The 18,592-nt window shown below is 66.1% G+C and carries 19 protein-coding genes and 1 tRNA gene; 8 read left to right on the plus strand and 12 right to left on the minus strand.

Annotation, left to right across the window (positions count from 1 at the left end; genetic code table 11):
- Nucleotides 1–36 precede the first annotated feature (36 nt).
- Nucleotides 37–306: a 30S ribosomal protein S20 gene (gene rpsT, locus P3W75_RS00550; protein WP_009617555.1), complete on the plus strand. Its 270-nt coding sequence runs from the start codon at nt 37–39 to the stop codon at nt 304–306.
- A 171-nt stretch (nt 307–477) separates the two neighbouring features.
- Here the strand turns inward: rpsT and P3W75_RS00555 are convergent, their stop codons facing one another.
- The 5 genes from P3W75_RS00555 to rplU form a co-directional block, all read right to left on the minus strand.
- A complete protein-coding gene (locus tag P3W75_RS00555) occupies nt 478–939 on the minus strand; it encodes a CreA family protein (protein WP_276225418.1) in 462 nt (153 codons plus the stop codon).
- A 10-nt stretch (nt 940–949) separates the two neighbouring features.
- Nucleotides 950–2,068, minus strand: a complete 1,119-nt coding sequence (gene proB / locus P3W75_RS00560) for a glutamate 5-kinase (RefSeq protein WP_276225419.1) — start codon at nt 2,066–2,068, stop codon at nt 950–952.
- A 53-nt stretch (nt 2,069–2,121) separates the two neighbouring features.
- The gene (cgtA, locus tag P3W75_RS00565; protein WP_276225420.1) at nt 2,122–3,342 is read right to left on the minus strand and encodes an Obg family GTPase CgtA; all 1,221 of its coding nucleotides are present in this window, start codon (nt 3,340–3,342) and stop codon (nt 2,122–2,124) included.
- A gap of 151 nt (nt 3,343–3,493) precedes the next feature.
- On the minus strand, nt 3,494–3,751 hold the full coding sequence (rpmA, locus tag P3W75_RS00570) for a 50S ribosomal protein L27 (protein WP_009617551.1): 258 nt from the start codon (nt 3,749–3,751) through the stop codon (nt 3,494–3,496).
- Nucleotides 3,752–3,775: 24 nt separating this feature from the next.
- Nucleotides 3,776–4,087 (minus strand): 50S ribosomal protein L21, encoded by a 312-nt coding sequence (rplU, locus tag P3W75_RS00575; protein ID WP_276225421.1) that lies wholly within the window; start codon nt 4,085–4,087, stop codon nt 3,776–3,778.
- A 239-nt stretch (nt 4,088–4,326) separates the two neighbouring features.
- Between rplU and P3W75_RS00580 the strand changes: the two genes are divergently transcribed.
- Both P3W75_RS00580 and P3W75_RS00585 read left to right on the plus strand, forming a co-directional pair.
- Nucleotides 4,327–5,295, plus strand: coding sequence for a polyprenyl synthetase family protein (locus tag P3W75_RS00580; protein WP_276225422.1), 969 nt, complete (start codon nt 4,327–4,329; stop codon nt 5,293–5,295).
- Nucleotides 5,296–5,467: 172 nt separating this feature from the next.
- Entirely contained in the window at nt 5,468–5,692 is a 225-nt protein-coding gene (locus P3W75_RS00585; protein WP_276225423.1) for a PA4570 family protein, read from the plus strand.
- 290 nt (nt 5,693–5,982) lie between these two features.
- Here the strand turns inward: P3W75_RS00585 and P3W75_RS00590 are convergent, their stop codons facing one another.
- The 6 genes from P3W75_RS00590 to P3W75_RS00615 form a co-directional block, all read right to left on the minus strand.
- The gene (locus P3W75_RS00590; protein WP_276225424.1) at nt 5,983–6,600 is read right to left on the minus strand and encodes an FKBP-type peptidyl-prolyl cis-trans isomerase; all 618 of its coding nucleotides are present in this window, start codon (nt 6,598–6,600) and stop codon (nt 5,983–5,985) included.
- A gap of 70 nt (nt 6,601–6,670) precedes the next feature.
- Complete coding sequence (locus tag P3W75_RS00595; protein ID WP_276225425.1) at nt 6,671–6,970, minus strand: DUF6482 family protein; 300 nt, start codon at nt 6,968–6,970, stop codon at nt 6,671–6,673.
- A gap of 124 nt (nt 6,971–7,094) precedes the next feature.
- Nucleotides 7,095–7,589, minus strand: a complete 495-nt coding sequence (locus P3W75_RS00600; RefSeq protein WP_276225426.1) for a TIGR00645 family protein — start codon at nt 7,587–7,589, stop codon at nt 7,095–7,097.
- Between the two features lie 166 nt (nt 7,590–7,755).
- Entirely contained in the window at nt 7,756–8,097 is a 342-nt protein-coding gene (locus P3W75_RS00605; RefSeq protein ID WP_276225427.1) for a hypothetical protein, read from the minus strand.
- A 172-nt stretch (nt 8,098–8,269) separates the two neighbouring features.
- Entirely contained in the window at nt 8,270–10,747 is a 2,478-nt protein-coding gene (locus P3W75_RS00610) for a Lon protease family protein (RefSeq protein WP_276225428.1), read from the minus strand.
- 97 nt (nt 10,748–10,844) lie between these two features.
- Nucleotides 10,845–11,174 carry a TraR/DksA family transcriptional regulator gene (locus P3W75_RS00615; RefSeq protein ID WP_276225429.1) on the minus strand — a complete coding sequence of 110 codons (330 nt, stop codon included), beginning with the start codon at nt 11,172–11,174 and terminating at the stop codon, nt 10,845–10,847.
- A gap of 233 nt (nt 11,175–11,407) precedes the next feature.
- Between P3W75_RS00615 and P3W75_RS00620 the strand changes: the two genes are divergently transcribed.
- Complete coding sequence (locus P3W75_RS00620) at nt 11,408–11,896, plus strand: DUF3015 domain-containing protein (protein ID WP_276225430.1); 489 nt, start codon at nt 11,408–11,410, stop codon at nt 11,894–11,896.
- Between the two features lie 57 nt (nt 11,897–11,953).
- The gene (locus P3W75_RS00625; protein WP_276225431.1) at nt 11,954–13,819 is read left to right on the plus strand and encodes a DUF4105 domain-containing protein; all 1,866 of its coding nucleotides are present in this window, start codon (nt 11,954–11,956) and stop codon (nt 13,817–13,819) included.
- A gap of 13 nt (nt 13,820–13,832) precedes the next feature.
- On the opposite strand, the gene rtcR is transcribed toward P3W75_RS00625, so the two are convergent.
- A complete protein-coding gene (gene rtcR / locus P3W75_RS00630; protein WP_276225432.1) occupies nt 13,833–15,434 on the minus strand; it encodes an RNA repair transcriptional activator RtcR in 1,602 nt (533 codons plus the stop codon).
- A gap of 284 nt (nt 15,435–15,718) precedes the next feature.
- Between rtcR and P3W75_RS00635 the strand changes: the two genes are divergently transcribed.
- The 3 genes from P3W75_RS00635 to P3W75_RS00645 all read left to right on the plus strand — a co-directional run.
- Nucleotides 15,719–15,791, plus strand: a tRNA-OTHER gene (locus P3W75_RS00635).
- 348 nt (nt 15,792–16,139) lie between these two features.
- The gene (locus tag P3W75_RS00640; protein ID WP_276225433.1) at nt 16,140–17,282 is read left to right on the plus strand and encodes a slipin family protein; all 1,143 of its coding nucleotides are present in this window, start codon (nt 16,140–16,142) and stop codon (nt 17,280–17,282) included.
- Nucleotides 17,283–17,373: 91 nt separating this feature from the next.
- The coding region (locus tag P3W75_RS00645) for an RtcB family protein (protein WP_276225434.1) at nt 17,374–18,592 on the plus strand (1,219 nt) is incomplete at its 3' end.

Below are 18,592 nucleotides of genomic sequence, written 5' to 3' on the forward strand. Positions count from 1 at the left end.
TCGCAATAACCCAAGTTTTTCTCGAGGAGCTCGACGGTGGCCAACACACCTTCCGCCAAAAAACGCGCCAAACAGGCTGAGAAGCGTCGCAGCCACAACGCCAGCCTGCGTTCCATGGTTCGTACCTACATCAAGAACGTAGTCAAAGCAGTCGACGCCAAGGACCTGCCGAAGGCCCAGGCCGCTCTGGTTGCCGCCGTACCGGTCATCGACCGCATGGCCGACAAAGGCATCATCCACAAGAACAAGGCCGCTCGTCACAAGAGCCGCCTGAACGCCCACGTGAAGGCCCTGGCCACCGCGTAAGCGTTCCGTTCTTGAAAAACCGGCCCCAGGGCCGGTTTTTTATTGCCTACGAAAAAGCCCGCAAGCGCAGGGCGAATAACGCGAAGCGTTATCCGCCGCCTAGCCACTCATGGAACACATGGGTAACGGCGTATAACCGCGAACGGTTATACGCCCTACGGAAGGATCGGATTACTTCGCCGGCCAGGGCATGATCGGAATGGCCGTCACCGCATTCTGCGGACTGCCTTCGATCACGCGATCGCTGTAGACCAGATAGATCAGCGCGTTGCGCTTCTCGTCGAAGAAGCGCACCACCTGCATGGACTTGAACACCAGCGAGGTGCGCTGCTTGAACACCTCCTCGCCATCCTTGAGCTCGCCGTCGAAGCGGATCGGCCCGACCTGGCGACAGGCGATGGACGCCTCGGCGCGATCCTCGGCCAGCCCCAACCCACCCTTGACGCCGCCGGTCTTGGCCCGCGACAGGTAGCAGGTCACGCCCTCCACCCGAGGGTCATCGAAGGCCTCGACGACGATCTTGTCGTTCGGCCCGACCCACTTGAACACCGTGGAGACCTCGCCGATCTCCTCGGCACCCGCCAACGCCGGCAGCATCAGTAAGCCGGCGCACACGCCTTTCCATAGCTTCATGGGTCGATCCTCAGACCAGGACAAGGTTATCGCGATGCACCAGCTCCGGACCATCGACGTAGCCCAGCAGGCTCTCGATGACGTCGGTGGGCTGACCGATGATCTTCTGCGCCTCGAGGGCGCTGTAGTTGGCCAGGCCACGGGCGATCTCGCGCCCCTCCTGATCCACGCAGACCACCATTTCGCCCCGCCGGAAGCTGCCCTGGACCTGCTTCACACCCACCGGCAGCAGGCTCTTGTGGTCCTCGGCGATGGCTTTCACCGCGCCGGCGTCCAGCACCAGGGTGCCGCGCATCTGCAGGTGGCCCGCGAGCCACTGCTTGCGCGCCGCCTTGCGGCTCTGCTCGGGGGTCAACAGGGTACCCAGGCGCTCACCGGAGCGCAGGCGATCGAGCACGCGCTCGATGCGCCCGCCGACGATCACCGTGTGCGCACCGGAACGCGCCGCCAGGCGCGCCGCGCGCAGCTTGGTCTGCATGCCGCCGCGGCCGAGGGCGCCGGCGCTGCCGCCCGCCACCAGGTCGAGCTGGGCGTCGTCGGCACGAGCTTCGTAGATCAACTGCGCTTCGGGGTTGTTGCGCGGATCGGCGTCGAACATGCCGTCGCGATCGGTGAGGATCACCAGCAGGTCGGCCTCCACCAGGTTGGCCACCAGAGCCGCCAGGGTGTCGTTGTCGCCGAAGCGGATCTCGTCGGTGACCACGGTGTCGTTCTCGTTGATCACCGGGATCACGCCGAGATCGACCAGGGTACGCAGGGTGTTGCGACCGTTCAGGTAGCGCTTGCGATCCGACAGGTCGTCATGGGTCAACAGCACCTGGGCGGTCTGCAGGCCATGCTGGCCGAAACTCGACTCCCAGGCCTGGACCAAGCCCATCTGCCCCACCGCGGCGGCGGCCTGCAACTCGTGCATGTCGTTCGGCCGACTGACCCAGCCCAGCCGACTCATGCCCGCCGCCACGGCGCCGGAAGACACCAGCACCAGCTCGACGCCCGCGCAGTGCAGCGCGACCATCTGCTCGACCCACACCGCCATGGCGTCGCGATCCAGGCCACGGCCATCGGCCGTGAGCAGGGCACTGCCGATCTTCACCACCCAGCGCCGCGCGCCGGTCACTTTCTCACGCATACATCAACCTTACGAAGTCAGCTGTTGCATCGGACCGGCGCCCGCGGCGCCGATCAGGGTACGTAGAAGATCTCGGGCCCGTCGCCATCGTCCTCGTCGTCGAAATCATCGTCGTCATCGAGGTCGTCGGCATTCTTCAGGCCGGCACGGCGTAGCGCGCGCGCGTCATCCAGAGCCTGCAGACGGGAACGGGCCTCGTCTTCGATGCGCTGGTCGAGCTCGTTCAGCACCTCGCCGTAGGCCGGGTCCTCCTCGATGCGCAGGGTGCGCTCGTCGAGGTACTTCATGATGTCCTGGCTGAGGGCCTCGGTGCCTTCGCGCTCCAGGGCGGAGATCACGTAGACCGGACCCTCCCAACCCAGACGCTCGACCACGGCCTGCTTGCGACGCTCCTGCTCCTCGGGTTCGAGAATCTGGTCCATCTTGTTCAGCACCAGCCAGCGGTCACGCTCGGTGAGCGCCGGGCTGAACTTGGCCAGCTCGTTGACAATGGTCTCGGCGGCATCGGCCGGATCGCTCTCGTCCAGCGGCGCCATGTCGACGATGTGCAGCAGCAGGCGGGTACGCGCCAGGTGCTTGAGGAAACGGATACCCAGGCCGGCGCCTTCGGCGGCGCCCTCGATCAGGCCGGGAATGTCGGCGACCACGAAGCTCTTGAAGCGCCCGACGCTGACCACGCCCAGGTTCGGCACCAGGGTGGTGAACGGGTAGTCGGCGACTTTCGGCTTGGCCGCGGACACGGCACGGATGAAGGTGCTCTTGCCGGCGTTCGGCAGGCCCAGCAGGCCGACGTCGGCCAGCACTTTCAGCTCCAGCTTGAGGTCGCGGGCCTCGCCGGGCTTGCCTGGCGTGGTCTGGCGCGGCGCACGGTTGGTGCTGGACTTGAAGCGGGTATTGCCCAGGCCATGCCAGCCGCCCTGGGCGACCATCATGCGCTGACCAGGCTCGGTCAGGTCACCGATAACCTCCTGGGTCGCGGCATCGATGATGGTGGTACCGACCGGCACCGGCAGGATCAGGTCCTCGCCCTTGGCGCCGGTGCAATCCTTGCTGCCGCCGTTCTGCCCGCGCTGGGCATCGAAGCGACGGGTGTAGCGGTAGTCCACCAGGGTGTTCAGGCTTTCGTTGGCCTCGAGGAAAATCGAGCCGCCGTCACCGCCGTCACCGCCGTTGGGACCGCCTTTTTCGATGAACTTCTCGCGGCGAAAGCTCATGAGGCCATTGCCGCCGTCACCGGCTTTCACGTGAATGGATACTTCATCGACGAATTTCATGGGAACGCCTCCCGCCAGCGTGGCGGGTTGAATAAGAAAAGGAGCATAGGATACAGCCTAGTCCGCGCAAAGGCGCGGGCCGCCCCATGCCGGGGACGCCAGAAACAAAAAAGCCCCGTCGCGAGACAGGGCTTTTTCAGTGAGAGCTCGCTTAGGCAGCGACGACGCTTACATAGCGACGGCCAAAGGCGCCTTTCACTTCGAACTTGATCACGCCGTCGATTTTCGCGAACAGGGTGTGATCCTTGCCCATGCCAACGCCGTAGCCAGCGTGGAACTGGGTGCCGCGCTGACGCACGATGATGTTGCCTGCTTTGACAGCCTGGCTACCGAACAGCTTCACGCCAAGGCGTTTGCTTTCTGAGTCGCGGCCGTTGCGGGTACTACCGCCAGCTTTTTTGTGTGCCATGAGTCATATCCTCCAAAAAAGGAATTAGGCCTGGATGCCGGTGATCTTGATTTCAGTGAACCACTGGCGGTGGCCCTGACGCTTCATGTGGTGCTTACGACGGCGGAACTTGATGATGCGCACTTTGTCGTGACGGCCGTGGGAAACCACTTCAGCGGTCACTTTGGCACCATCTACCACCGGCAGGCCGATCTTGACGTCGTCGCCATTGGCAACCAGCAGGATGCGGTCGAAGTTGATGACTTCGCCGGTCGCTACGTCGAGTTTCTCGACCTTGAGGAATTCGCCTTCGGTGACTTTGTGTTGCTTGCCACCGGTAACAATAACTGCGTACATCTGGATGTCTCCGTTAGACCTGCTCACCCGACGCTTTATAGAAAGAGGAATCGGTCGGCATGGCTGCATGGGGCCGGAAAAGCGCCCGTGCAATTGCGTAAGGCAGGGTATGCCAGGGAAGTTCGGGGCCGCGATTGTACGCAAAGCCCGCTGCCGACACAAGCCTCCCGGGGCCTTCCTTGACAGCCCCCACCCCGGCACCTAGCATGCCGCGCATTCTTCGAGGAGCGCCTTTCTACATGCAACCCCAGGCTTTCTATCAGGTGGTGGCGGACGACTTCACCGCCGTCGACGGTATCATCCGCCGCCAGCTGAGCTCCCGCGTGCCCCTGGTGGAAAAGATCGGCGACTATATCATCTCCGCCGGCGGCAAGCGCCTGCGCCCACTGCTGGTGCTGCTCAGCGGCAAGGCCCTGGGCCACTCCGGCGACGATCTGCGCCTGCTGGCCGCCACCATCGAGTTCCTGCACACCTCCACCCTGCTGCACGACGACGTGGTCGACGCCTCCGGCCTGCGCCGTGGCCGCGCCACCGCCAACGCCCAGTGGGGCAACGCCCCCAGCGTGCTGGTCGGCGACTTCCTCTATGCCCGCTCCTTCGAAATGATGGTCGAGCTCGGCTCCATGCCGGTGATGCGCATCATCTCCCAGGCCACCCGGGTGATCGCCGAGGGCGAAGTGCTGCAGCTGACCAAGGTGCGCGACGCCAGCACCACCGAAGAGACCTACATGGAAGTCATTCGCGGCAAGACCGCGATGCTCTTCGAGGCCTCGACCCACAGCGCCGCCGCGCTGATCGACGCGCCGGCGGAACAGGCCGAGGCCCTGCGCCAGTTCGGCGACGCCCTGGGCATCGCCTTCCAGTTGGTGGATGACCTGCTCGACTACCGCGGCGACGCCAGCACCCTGGGCAAGAACGTCGGCGACGACCTGGCCGAAGGCAAGCCCACCCTGCCGCTGATCGCCACCATGCGCGACGGCACCCCGGAACAGGCGCAACTGGTGCGCAAGGCCATCCAGCAGGGCGGCAGCCAGGACCTGGAAGGCATCCGCGCCGCCGTGGAAGCCGCGGGCGCCCTGGACTACACGGCCAAGCTGGCCCGCGAATACGCGGCCCGCGCCATCGACTGCCTGAAGGTGCTGCCGGACAACGAATACCGCGCCGCGCTGATCGAGCTCAGCGAGTTCGCGGTCGCCCGCACGCACTGATTCCCGCGTCGACACAACGCCCGCTCGGCCCCGCCGCGCGGGCGTTTTGCATGGCGCGCGGTTGATCCAGGGCATGGCGCCGGTCGGTCGGCGAAAAAAATCGGTGATAGGGGCTTGCTATTGCGATAATAAGAATTATTCTCATTATCTCGATTGCCAAGGAGACGCTGACATGACCTACATGATCGATGCCTGGCTGGACCGCCCCCATCCCTATCTGCGCATCCTCAACCGCGATACCGGCGAGGTCTGCGCCCTGCTGCAGGACGACGCCCTGGACGAACTGCGCGAGCAGGGCGGCCTGGACCTGCACGAGCTGGGCACCAGCGAACCACAGGTGCTCAAGGAACTGGTGCGCAACCTGTTCCTGTTCTGCTACGCCCGCGCGCTGCGCTGAACGCCGCGACTGTTCGCGGGAGCGACGGGGCTTCCGCAGGAGCGGACCTTGTCCGCGATAGCCGGATGTATCGGCGCGGATCGCGGATGAGATCCGCTCCTACGCAGCCCTCCCACGCCATTCCAGTGTAGGAGCGCGAGAACCGGAGCGGGATGTACAGGTTTTCTTGCGGTGGCGCAGGACGCGCCATCCGCACGGCCGCCGCCCGGGAGGCGGTCGTGCATCCGGGGCCGCGTGGAGCCCCGCGCGGGCCACGGCGGCCAGGGAAGGCCACCGTGGCGAGCTGCTCGTCAGAGGATGTCGAGCAGTTCGACGTCGAACACCAGGGTGCTGTGCGGCGGGATGCTGCCGACCGACTGCGCGCCGTAGGCCAGTTCGGCCGGCACGTGCAGGCGCCATTTGCTGCCGGTATTCATCAGTTGCAGGGCCTCGACCCAGCCGGCGATCACGCCGCCCACCGGGAACTCGGCCGGCTGGCCGCGCTGGTAGGAGCTGTCGAACACGCTGCCGTCGACCAGGGTGCCGTGGTAGTGGGTGCGCACGGTGTCCTCGCGGGACGGCTTGGCGCCTTCGCCGGCGACCAGCACTTCGTACTGCAGGCCCGACGGCAGGACGGTGACGCCCTCACGCTTGGCGTTTTCGACCAGGTAGGCCTTGCCTTCGGCGGCGGCGGCATCGGCCTTGGCCTGGGCTTCGGCCTGCATGCGCTCGCGGATCACCTGGAAACTGGCCGACAGCTGTTCGACCGGGACCCGGCTCTCGACACTGGCGAAAGCGTCGGACAGGCCGGCCAGCACCGCGTCCAGGGTCATGCCCGGAACCGGGTTCTCGCGCAGCTGGTCGCCCAGCTGGCGGCCAATGCCGTAGCTGACGCGGGCTTCGTCGGTGGAAAGGTTGAGTTCGCTCATGGCGGGGCTCCGCTGGGGTGAAAAAGGGCGGCCAGCCTAGCACAGACCTCCGCCCCACCCCACCTCGGCCTCAATGCAGCGGAATCGGCACGCCTTCGTCGTTCAGCGCGCTGCCGCCCTGGGCCCCGCACATCTCGTCCTGGACCACGGCGTGGACCAGCTGGAAGGGAATCGGCGGCAGGGCCGTCAGCAACTCGCGGGCGTGCTGCACCGAGCGCACCCCGAGCACATGGCCCTTGGCGTCCTGGATCGGGAAGAAGCGCTGGCCCACGCGTGCCTCCAGCACGTAGATGCCACCCTCCAGGGATACCAGATGCAGCTCGTCGATATCCCCGGCGAGTGAACGATTGGTCAGCTCTTGCAGGTTCATTGCGCACCTCCAGGCTAGGGACTCACGCAGCCAGTGTCGTACACCCCGGCCGGCGCGCCCAGCGCAAACGACACCGCCCGTCAGTTGTGGCTGACGGGCGGCGTGCTGGAGGCGGGAAAAGCGATCAGTGGTCGTGACGGGTGAGCTTGTCCAGGTAGCCCATGGCGAAGGCGGAGAGGACGAAGGTGAGGTGGATGATCACGTACCACATCAGCTTGTTGTCCTCGACGTTCTTCGCATCCATGAAGATGCGCAGCAGGTGGATCGAGGAGATCGCCACGATGGACGCGGCCACCTTGTTCTTCAACGAGCCGGCGTCCATCTTGCCGAGCCAGCTGAGCTTTTCCTTGCCTTCCTCGATGTCCAGCTGCGAGACGAAGTTCTCGTAGCCGGAGAACATCACCATCACCAGCAGGCCGCCGACCAGGGCCATGTCGATCAGCGACAGCAGCACCAGGATCAGGTCCGCCTCGGCGATCGAGAAGATCGACGGGAGGATATGCAGGATTTCCTGGAAGAACTTGATGGTCAGCGCCAGCAGCGCCAGCGACAGGCCGATATAGACCGGCGCCAGCAGCCAGCGGGCCGCGTACATGGTGTTTTCGATGAAGCGTTCCATGGCCTTCACGGGGGAGTCAGAAATGGCGGAGGAGTATAACTGAAGGGCCGCGCCAAGTTATCCCGCCAATCTGTGGATAAATATGTGCAGGAGTTCGGGATGAACGGTTCGAGCCCACGCCTGGCGGGGCCTGAAGCCAGCTGATCAAGGACTACACAGTTGCCTTTCAGGACTCCGGGCGGAACTGGTAATCACCGAAGTGGCGCGTTCGCTCGCCATTGAGGCGGCGCAGTTCGGCCTGCAGGTGCAACTGCCAGATCGGCGGGTCGTCGGCGGCGACATAGCCCTGCTGGGCCAGGCAATCGGCGATCGCGTCGAGTACGCCTTCGGCCACGAAAGGCCCGTGGAATGGGCCCTGGGCCTTGATGGCGGTGGGCTGGGCCCCCGCCATGCCGGCAGCGCAGAGCAACGTCCAGAGTCCATTCTCTCCGGCCAGCGGCCTGATCGCGCACTCGATGCGCGTGGTCAGCCCCAGACAGGGGCGGATAAGGCAGAGGTTACGCGGCATGGCGGCACCCTCGCGGTTGTCCTGATTTCGAGCCTACACCCGGGGTTGACCCCGGGAAAGCCCGTTTTATCCACGATAGCTGTGGATATCGTTGTGGACACCACGGGGGCAACGCCGCCCGTCAGGCGTGGCTGCTGGCCGCCACGCCGCTGGTCAAGGACTGGCCAATGGCTCAGTCACTGTCCTTCTTCTTGCGCGCGCGCTCCTTCTCCACTTCCGGCTTGGCGGCCTTGGCGGCAGGCGGAGCTTCCTTGACGGGCTTTTCCTTCTCCTCTTCCTCCATGCCCATGGCATGGATTTCCTTCAGCCGCTCGACCACCCGGTAGTTGACGCTGCCGGCCGGGAACTGGCCCTTGGCGTCCGGCGCGCCGGCCGCCTGGCCGACCAGCAGGCCCAGCGCCTCGTCGACATGGCGCACCGCGTAGACATGGAACTGACCGTTGCGCACCGCTTGCAGCACGCGCTCGTCGAGCATCAGGGTGGTGACGTTGGAGCGCGGGATGATGACCCCCTGCTCGCCGGTCAGGCCGCGCGCCTCGCAGAGGCGGAAGAAGCCTTCGATCTTCTCGTTGACCCCACCGACCGCCTGCACTTCGCCGAACTGGTTGATCGAGCCGGTGATGGCGAAGCACTGCCGCAGCGGCGTGCGCGACAGCGCCGAGATCAGCGTGCAGACCTCGCCGAGCGAGGCGCTGTCGCCGTCGACGTAGCCGTAGGACTGTTCCAGGGCGATGCTCGCGGAGATTTCCAGCGGGTATTCCTGGGCGTAGCGGCTGCCCAGGTAGCCGGTGAGGATCATCACGCCCTTGGAGTGGATCGACTGGCCCAGGCTGACTTCGCGCTCGATGTCGACGATGCCGCTGCCGCCCGGATAGACGGTGGCGGAGATGCGCGCCGGCACGCCGAACACCGAGTCGCCCACCTCGAGCACGGTCAGGCCGTTGCACTTGCCGACGGCGGCGCCTTCGGTGTCGATCAGCACGATGCCGGCCAGCATGTCGTCGAGGATCCGCGCCGACACGCGGCCGGTACGGGTTTCCTTGGCCTTGAGGGCGCGCTCGATATGGCCCAGGTCGGTGACCGGCTCATTCGCCAGGTGGCGGATGAAGTCGGCCTCGCTGACCAGCTGGAACAGGTCGCCGATGCGCGCCGACAGGCGCCCCTGGTGCTCGGCCAGGCGCGCGCTGTAGGTGGCCAGGCGCGCCACGGCGTTGCCGGTCAGCGGCGCCAGGCCCTCTTCCGAGGTGCGCGTCTTGAGCAGCTGGGCGAACTGTTCGAGGCTGTCCTCGCCCAGCGGGATGTCCTCGTCGAAATCGACCAGGACGCGGAACATCTCCTGGAAGTCCGGATCGAGGTCCTGCAGGGTGTAGTAGATCTGTCGCGAGCCGATGATGATGACCTTGATCTGCAGCGGGATCACCTGCGGGGTCAGGGTCATGGCGGCCAGGCGGCCGAGTTCGGCCAGCGGCGACTCCATCTTCAGCTGGCGCGACTGCAGGGCGCGCTTGAGCGCGTCCCAGACGAAGGGTTCGCCCAGCAGCTTCTCCGCCTCCAGCACCAGGAAGCCGCCATTGGCGCGATGCAGCGCACCCGGCCGCAGCTGGCGGTAGGTGGTGTAGAGCGCGCCCTGGTCGGAGGCGTATTCGATGCGCCCGAACAGGTTGTCGTAGGTCGGGTGCGACTCGAAGATCACCGGCGCACCGCTGGTGGCGTGGTGGCCGATCACCTGGTTGGGGGCGTATTGCTCCTGCAGCATCTGCTTGCGCTGGGCGTCGCTGCGCTCGGTGTCCACCAGTTGGTCGACCACGGTCTTCAGCAGGTTCAGCTGCATGGCCTGCAGGTAGGCGCAGACCCCGGAATTGTTGTTGTACTTCTCCACCAACGGCGCCAGCAGCGGCTGCAGGGCCAGGGTGATGGTCTCTTCGTTGAGCTGGCGCAGCTGGTTGCTCGACTCGCGCTTCCATTGCGGCAGGCTCGCCAGCTCCTCGTTGAGCTGCTCCTCGAGGTCGGCGATGTCGCCGTGGAAACGCTCGCGCTCGTCTTCCGGCAGCTGGGCGAATTCGGCTTCGTCGAGGGCCTTGCCGTCCTTCATCGGGGTGAAGGCGATGTTCGAGCTGTCGCGGTAGAGGGCGACTTCCTTCTCCAGCGCCAGGCGCTCGACGGTGTCCAGGGCCTTGTCGTAGCGTTGGTTGAAGGCGCGGTCGATGGCGCTCTTCTTCTGCTGGTAGGCGGGGTTCTCGAACACCGAGGGGAAGGTCGACAGGAGGTTCTCGATCAGCAGGTCGAGGTCCGCGCCGAAGTCGGCGGCGCTGCCCGGCGGCAGTTCGATGGAACGCGGCTCGCGGGATTCGTCGAAATTGTTGACGTAGACCCAATCCGCCGGAGTCGGCAGGCGCTTGCCTTCAGCCTTCAGATAACGCTGAACGAAGGAGAAGCGACCAGTGCCCGGCTCACCCATGACGAACACGTTGTAGCCCGGCCGCGGCATCGCCACGCCGAACTGCAGGGCCTCCACCGCACGCTCCTGGCCGAGAACGCCGAGGAAAGGGTCGAGATCGTCGGTGCTGTCGAAGGGAAACTGCTCGGGCGAGAAGGGACGGGTCAGTTCATCAGGCGCCAGGCGCAGGCCAGCGGCAACGGATTGGGGCATCGGAGATCCTTGCATCGGGCGGCACGAGGCCGCGGAGAGTTGTCCGCATTCTCGCGCTGCCCGCGCGCCACTGGCAAGGCGCTTGGCGTCCCCGGCGTCAGTTCTCCAGATCGGCGCAGCGCAGGCAGTGTTCGGCCGCCGGCAGGGCGCGCAGACGCCGGCCCTCGATGGCCTCGCCGCAGCGCGCGCATTCGCCGTAGGTACCGTCCGCCAGACGCAGGCGCGCCAGGCCCACCTGGCGCATGCCGGCCTCGGCTTCGGCCAGCAGCGCGCGCAACACGTCGTCGTTCTGCCGCTGCTGGGCCTGCTCGGCGAAGTCCGGCGAGTGGGTGCGGCCGAGATCGCGGCGGATCGCCTCGGCGCGCTGGGAATATTCGGCGGCCAGCGCATCCAGCGCAGGGCGGGGATCGAAGTCGACTGCGGCCATGATGGCCCTCCAGTGAAACAGGGAACTGTTTCAAGTGTGGACGGTTCCAAGCGAATCGCCGCTGATACCGATCAATAGCCTGTCACACCGAACAGGGCACAGTTCATCCGACTGGGCGTTGGGGCAAGCCGATCCTTGACACCTTCGGGGCATTCCTACAAAGCTCTGCCTGGCGCTGTTTGCTGTCAGCGGCTACTTACAGCCATGCATTCGAAAAAAAGAGAGATACGAAGATGAAAAGGATTCTACTCGGTACCCTCCTCGCCAGCGTTTCCATCGGCGCCTTCGCCGACGCTCCGGGCAGCGACGGCTGCGGCTGGGGCCAGATGCTCTTCAAGGGCCAGCGTGGCACCGCCACTCACGTGCTGGCGGCCACCACCAACGGCTCCTCGGGCAACAACACCTTCGGCATGACCACCGGCACCAACGGCTGCCACACCAACGGCGCGCTGACCTACGGCGGCAAGCCGATGATCGTGCTGAGCAGCATGATGGACGAGCTGTCCGAAGACATGGCCAAGGGTGACGGCGAAGCGCTGACCACCTACGCCGTGGTCCTGGGCGTGAAGCCCGAAGACCGCGCCCACTTCGCCGAAGTGACCCACGAGCACTTCGCGCAGATCTTCAGCAAGTCCGACGTCACCGCCGAAGACGTCTACGCGAACACCCAGGCCGTCCTCAAGCAGGACTCCCGCCTGGCCAAGTACGCCGAACAGGCCTGAGCCTGATGGCCCGCCCCATCCGGGGCGGGCTACCCTTCCCTGCCCAGCAAGGTCCCCATGCCGAAACGCCTGTTGCCATGGCTGGCGCTGTGCGCCTGCGCAACCCTGCACGCCACCCCGCAGGTCCCCGAAGCCCGACTCCAGGCCCTGGCCGCGCAGCCCTACTGGCTGGCCCTCGGGCATTACACGCCGGGCAAGCTCGGCGGTTGGCGCAGCTACGTGGACGACCCGAAGTTCTTCCTCGCCGCCGATGGCGCGCGCTCACCAGTGGATGAGCTCAAGGCTACCCTCGACGCCCTCTACGCCTCGCCCGGCCTCGGCGACAAGCACGCCCAGTGCGTCTATCCGGCGCGCACCCGCTGGCTGAAGCAGCAACTGCAGCTGACCGGCCTGCCGCAGCCGGAGTGCAAGGAGTTCGCCACCTGGTACGGCGACATCAATCCGCACAGCGCGGTGCTGGTATTCCCCGCCGCCTACCTGAACAGCCCCTCGTCGATGTTCGGTCACACCCTGCTGCGCATCGACCAGGCCGACGTCGACAGCAACAACACCGCCCTGCTCAGCTACGCGCTGAACTTCGGCGCCTTCATCGAAGGCATGGACAACAGCATCCTCTATGCCTGGAAGGGCCTGATGGGCGGCTACCCGGGGCTGTTCGCCCTGGTGCCGTATCGCGAGAAGCTTTCCGAATACAGCCGCCTGGAGAACCGCGACCTCTGGGAGTACCGCCTGAACCTCACGCCCGAGGAGACCGGGCGCATGGTCGAGCACGTCTGGGAGCTCAAGCAGGTCCGCTTCAAGTACTTCTTCTTCGACGAGAACTGCTCGTTCCGCCTGCTCGAACTGCTGGAGATCGCCCGCCCCGGGGTGAAGCTCACCGAGCACTTCCCGCTGTACGCCATCCCCACCGACACGGTGCGCGCGGTGAAGCAGGCCGACATGATCGACAAGGTCGACTACCGCCCGTCGCGGGAGAAGGAGCTGCTGGCCCGCGCCGAGCCGCTGGACGCCGGCGAGAAGCAGCTGGCCCGGCGCCTGGCCGACGACGACCGGCTGCTCGACAGCCCCGAATTCAAGGCCCTGCCCGCGCCGCGCCAGGCGCTGGTGCAGGACACCGCCTTCCGCCTGCTGCGCTACCGCGCCACCGGCAAGGAACGCGACGAAGGCGAGGCCGCGCGCAGCTACCAGCTGCTGCGCTCGATCAACCAGAACCCGCCGCCGCCGGCCCAGGTGCCGCGTCCCGGCCAGCCCGAGGAAGGCCACCAGTCACTGACCTGGCAACTCGGCGCCGGCAGCCGCGACGGCCAGGCCTTCGCCGACTACGGCCTGCGCCTGGCCTACCACGACCTGTTGGACAACAGCTTCGGCTTCCCCCAGGGCGCACAGCTGGAACTGGGCGACCTGCACGTGCGCCAGTACGAAGGCAACCGCTGGCAGCTGCAGAGCCTGGACCTGGTCAGCATCCGTTCGATGACCCCACGCAACGCCCTGCTGCAGCCGCTGTCCTGGCAAGTCACCGGCGGCTGGGAACGGGTGCCGGGCAAGCACAGCGACGACGACCACGACACCCTGGCCGGGCATGTCAACGGCGGCGCCGGCGGCAGCTGGAAACTCGCCGACGACCTGCAGGCCTACGCCCTGGGCACCGCGCGCATCGAAACCAACCCGGACTTCGCCGCGACCATCGCCCCGGCGCTGGGCTTCGACAGTGGCGTGCTCTGGCGCAACCCGCTGGGTAACCTGACCCTGGAGGGCAAGGGCGACTTCTTCCACAACGGCGAAGTGCGCCGCAGCCTGAGCTTCGGCCAGCAGGTCGAACTGGGCCGCGACCTCGGCCTGCGGCTGTCCGCCGAACGCCAGTTCAGCCACCAGACCGGGCCGGTCAACGAAGTCATGCTGGAGCTGCGCTGGTACCACTACTGAGGCGCGCCGCGCCTCAGTCCCGCAGCGACGCCCAATCCAGCCCGAAGCGCGCCAGGTACTTGCGCAGGCGGTCGGCGTCGTTGGGGTTCTGCTTTTCCTGGCGCGACACGGCGAACAGCTGCCGGCCCGCCTCCGACAGGCTGCGCGCCTGCCGGCAGACGTCTATCACCGCCTCCAGTTGCAGGCGATCGAACAGGTCCAGCCCCTCGGCGCCCTCCCCCAGCAAGCGATCCAGTGGGCTCTCCGTCCGGGCAACGCCCCAGGAACGGCGCAGCCGGCCGATCTCCTCCACCACCAGCGCCTCGTCGATCCGCCCACTGTCGGCCAGGGTCGCCATGCGCGTGATGGACGCCGACAGCTCGCGGAAGTTGCCGCTCCACAGCGCCTGCGCCGAGTTGGCGAAGACCAGGTAGCGCGTGCGCGCCTCGCGATTGAAGCGCACCAGCCGGCCCTGTTCGCGGGCGTGGCGCTCCAGCTCGAAATCGATGTTCGGCTCGATGTCTTCGCGGCGCCCGGCCAGCCCCGGCAGGTCGAAAGTCCAGAGGTTGATGCGGGCGAACAGGTCCTCGCGGAACAGCCCCTCGGCCACCCGCTCACGCAGGTCGCGGTGGGTGCCGGCGATCAGCTGGAAGTCGCTGCCCACCTCGCGGTCCGAGCCCAGCGGGAAGAAGCGCTTCTCCTCGATGGCCTTGAGCAGCATGGCCTGTTCGTCCAGGCCCAGCTCGCCGATCTCGTCGAGGAACAGCATGCCGCCGTCCGCCGCGCGCAGCAGGCCTTCGCGGGCGTTCTGCGCGCCGGTGAAGGCGCCCTTGATGTGGCCGAACAACGCGGACATGGCGCCGTCGCCGCGCAGGGTCGCGCAGTTCACCTCGACGAAGCGCCCCTGGAACTGGTGCCGCGCGCGCTTGAGTTCGTACACGCGGCGAGCGAGGAACGACTTGCCGGCGCCAGTCGGGCCGATCAGCAGCATCGGCGCGCGGGAGCGCCCGGCGACCCGCTCGATCTGCTCGATGGAGCGGTTGAATTCGGCGTTGCGCGTGGCGATGCCGGACTTGAGGAACGCCAGGCTTTCTTCCTGCTCACGGCGGAAGCGCGTGGCGATGCGGTCGTAGCGCGACAGGTCGAGGTCGATGACCGTGACCGTCCCTTCCGGCTGTCGCGCCTCGTCCTTGCGCCGCGACGGCGAGGCCTGCACCAGCCGCGCCGGCAGGTAGCGCGCCTCGGTCAGGAGGAACCAGCAGATCTGCGCGACGTGGGTCCCGGTGGTGATGTGCACCAGGTAGTCCTCGCGCTCGGTATCGAAGGCGTAGCCGCCGACGAAATCGTGCAGCGCGCCGTAGACCTCCTCGAAGTCCCAGGGGTTGCGCAGCGCCATGGGCTGCAGGCGCACCTCGGTTTCCGGGGAAACGTGCCGCACGTCGGCGGCGATGCGCTCGGCCAGCCCGACATCCCGCGCATCCAGCCCGTGGATCAGCTCCAGGCGATCGACCAACAGGTCCTGCTGCTGGCACAGGCCAACCGTGGGCCGCCACTTCTGCCAACGCGCCGCGCCCTTGCCAACGCGGTCCAGGGTGGAGCCGAGGAAGCCGATGGCGACGGTTTTCTTGGATTTCATCTTTTATCCATAAAGATAAATAACGATCCCAAGATATCCATAAATCTCGGACTCGGCCAACCATACGAATCGATTCAAGCTGCCTGAAAATAAATTTATTAGTTATTTATCAATTACTTAACAAAAAAATCGCAACCACGAAGCGAACCTGGCACGCCCCTCGCTATATCTCCCTCGACCGCATCGCCGATGCAGCCCACGGGCAGGGACTTCCACTCCCGCCGGTGCCCGAGCCCACCCCTGGTGTCGGCTTCGTGCATGCCGCTGCAGCAGTCGCGGTCGATGGCGCGGTAGCTCAGCCCGGTAGAGCACTCCAGTTCGCTGGAGCCGTCGCAGGTTCGAATCCTGCCCGCGCCGTTCGATAGCTCAGCTTGGTAGAGCAGCCATCCACGAAATGGCCTGTCGCGGGTTCGACTCCCGCTCGAACACTGCCCTCCCACGGCAGCTACTCATGAAAGCGACACCCCGCCGGTGGGCGACGGGACAGGCGCAAGAAGGCCAGGAAGGCCGGACTCGCCAGGGACCCGAAGCCACCGCCGGCCCGCCCGGTACGAGGACCGGGCCCGCGACCAGGCAGGTGCTGGCCGAAGGATTCGGCGTAATGGACAGGACGTCCGCAGCACCTGGCTCTCGCGAGCCCCCGCCTCGCCGCCCGACGGGCTGGCGGACACCGGCACCAAGGACGAGAGAAGAAGGAAGAGAGAGATGAAACTGCTGAAGCGCTTTACCGTGAAGAAGAACGAACGCGGCCTGCTGTACTCCGAGGGCGACTTCCTGGCCATTCTGGAGCCGGGCGTCTACCGCCACCTGGACCTGTACAACCGCCTGAGCGTGGAAACCTTCAGCCTGAACACGCCGTTGTTCGAGCACCGCCTGGCCGGCTACCTGCGCCAGTCCGAACCCGCGCTGGTCGAACGCCACTTCACCCGCATGGACCTGGCCGAGAACGAGGCCGGCCTGCGCTTCGAGGACGGTGTGCTGGTGGAAATCCTCGCGCCGGGCAGCCGTCGGCTGTACTGGAAGGGTCAGACCGAGCAGCGCCTGGAGCGCATCGACCTGAGCCAGGAATACCGCGTGCCTCCGGCACTGTTGCAGCAGATGCAGGGCAACCTGCGCGGCCGCAGCGTGATCGGCGTCGAGGCGCTGCTGGTGACCCTGGTGCCGGCCTACCAGGTCGGCGTGCTGAAGGTCGACGGCGCGGTAGTCGAGTTGCTGCAGGCGGGCCAGTATGGCTTCTGGCGCTACAACCGCCAGGTGAGCGTGGAACTGATCGATACGCGGGTCCAGGCGCTGGAAGTCAGCGGCCAGGAAATCCTCACCCGCGACAAGGTGAGCCTGCGCCTGAACCTGGCCGCCAACTGGCGTTACAGCGACATGCTGATGGCGTTTTCCAGCCTGTCGAAGCCGCTGGAACACCTCTACCGCGAACTGCAGTTCGGCCTGCGCGCGGCGGTGGGCACCCGCTCGCTGGATGAGCTGCTGGAGAACAAACAGCTCATCGACGACTCGGTCATTGCCTACCTGAAGGAGCGGTTGCCGGGCACCGGCATCGAGGTCAGCGGCCTGGGCGTGCGCGACATCATCCTGCCGGGCGAAATGAAGACCCTGCTGGCCCAGGTGGTGGAGGCGGAAAAGGCAGCCCAGGCCAACGTGATCCGTCGCCGCGAGGAAACCTCGGCGACCCGTTCGTTGCTGAACACGGCCAAGGTGATGGAGGACAACCCCACCGCCCTGCGCCTGAAAGAACTGGAAACCCTGGAGCGGGTGGCCGAACGGATCGACCGCATCTCGGTATTCGGCGGCCTGGATCAGGTATTGAATGGACTGGTAACGCTGAAGCAGGCCTGAGCCGGGCCTGCCGATTGAACAAACGCATTCGCGACGGCCGGGCGCAACCCGCTTCCGGCCAGGTCGCCACGCAACAGAAGAGAACCAAGGCATGAGCAACAAGACCTTCCAACTGCTGGAAGTCGCCAACGGCAAACCGATCAAGCTCTGGACCCAGGGCGTGCCGGTCGAGGACGACGCCAGGCAGCAACTGATGAACACCGCGAAGATGCCCTTCATCTTCAAGCACCTGGCCGTGATGCCGGACGTGCACCTGGGCAAGGGCTCGACCATCGGCAGCGTGATCCCCACCAAGGGCGCCATCATCCCGGCCGCCGTGGGAGTGGATATCGGCTGCGGCATGATCGCCGCGCGCACCTCGCTGGTGGCCGCGGACCTGCCGGACAACCTGCACGGCCTGCGCACCGCGATCGAGAAGGCCGTGCCCCACGGCAAGACCTTCGGCCGCCGCGACCAGGGCGCCTGGGAAGACGTGCCCGAGCACGCCGACGACGCGTGGCGCGCATTGGCCGGACGCTTCAAGGCGATCACCGACAAGCACCCCAAACTGGAGAAGACCAACAACCGCAAGCACCTGGGAACCCTCGGCACCGGCAACCACTTCATCGAAGTCTGCCTCGACGAGGCCGACCGCGTCTGGTTCATGCTGCACAGCGGATCGCGCGGTGTGGGTAACGCCATCGGCAACCTGTTCATCGAACTGGCCCAGGCCGACATGCGCCAGCACATCGCCAACCTGCCGGACCGTGACCTGGCCTACTTCGAGGAAGGCAGCCGGCACTTCGACGACTACGTGGAAGCCGTGGGCTGGGCCCAGGACTTCGCCCGGCAGAACCGCGAGCTGATGATGCGCGCGGTGATCGCGGCGGCGCGACAGGTCATCCGCAAACCGTTCGAGGCCAGCCTGGAAGCGGTGAACTGCCACCACAACTACGTGCAGAAGGAACGCCACTTTGGCGAAGAGGTGCTGGTGACGCGCAAGGGCGCGGTGTCCGCGCAGAAGGGCCAGCTCGGCATCATCCCGGGATCGATGGGCGCCAGGAGCTTCATCGTCCGCGGCCTGGGCAACGAGGAAGCCTTCTGCTCGTGCAGCCACGGCGCTGGCCGGACCATGAGCCGCACCAAGGCCAAGAAACTGTTCAGCGTCGAGGACCAGATACGCGCCACCGCCCATGTCGAATGCCGCAAGGACAAGGACGTGATCGACGAGATCCCGATGGCCTACAAGGACATCGACGCCGTGATGGACGCCCAGCGCGAGCTGGTGGAAGTACTGCATACCCTGCGCCAGGTGGTATGCGTGAAAGGAT

The organism is Pseudomonas citronellolis, from assembly GCF_029335315.1.
GTDB classification, from domain to species: Bacteria; Pseudomonadota; Gammaproteobacteria; order Pseudomonadales; family Pseudomonadaceae; genus Pseudomonas; species Pseudomonas citronellolis_A.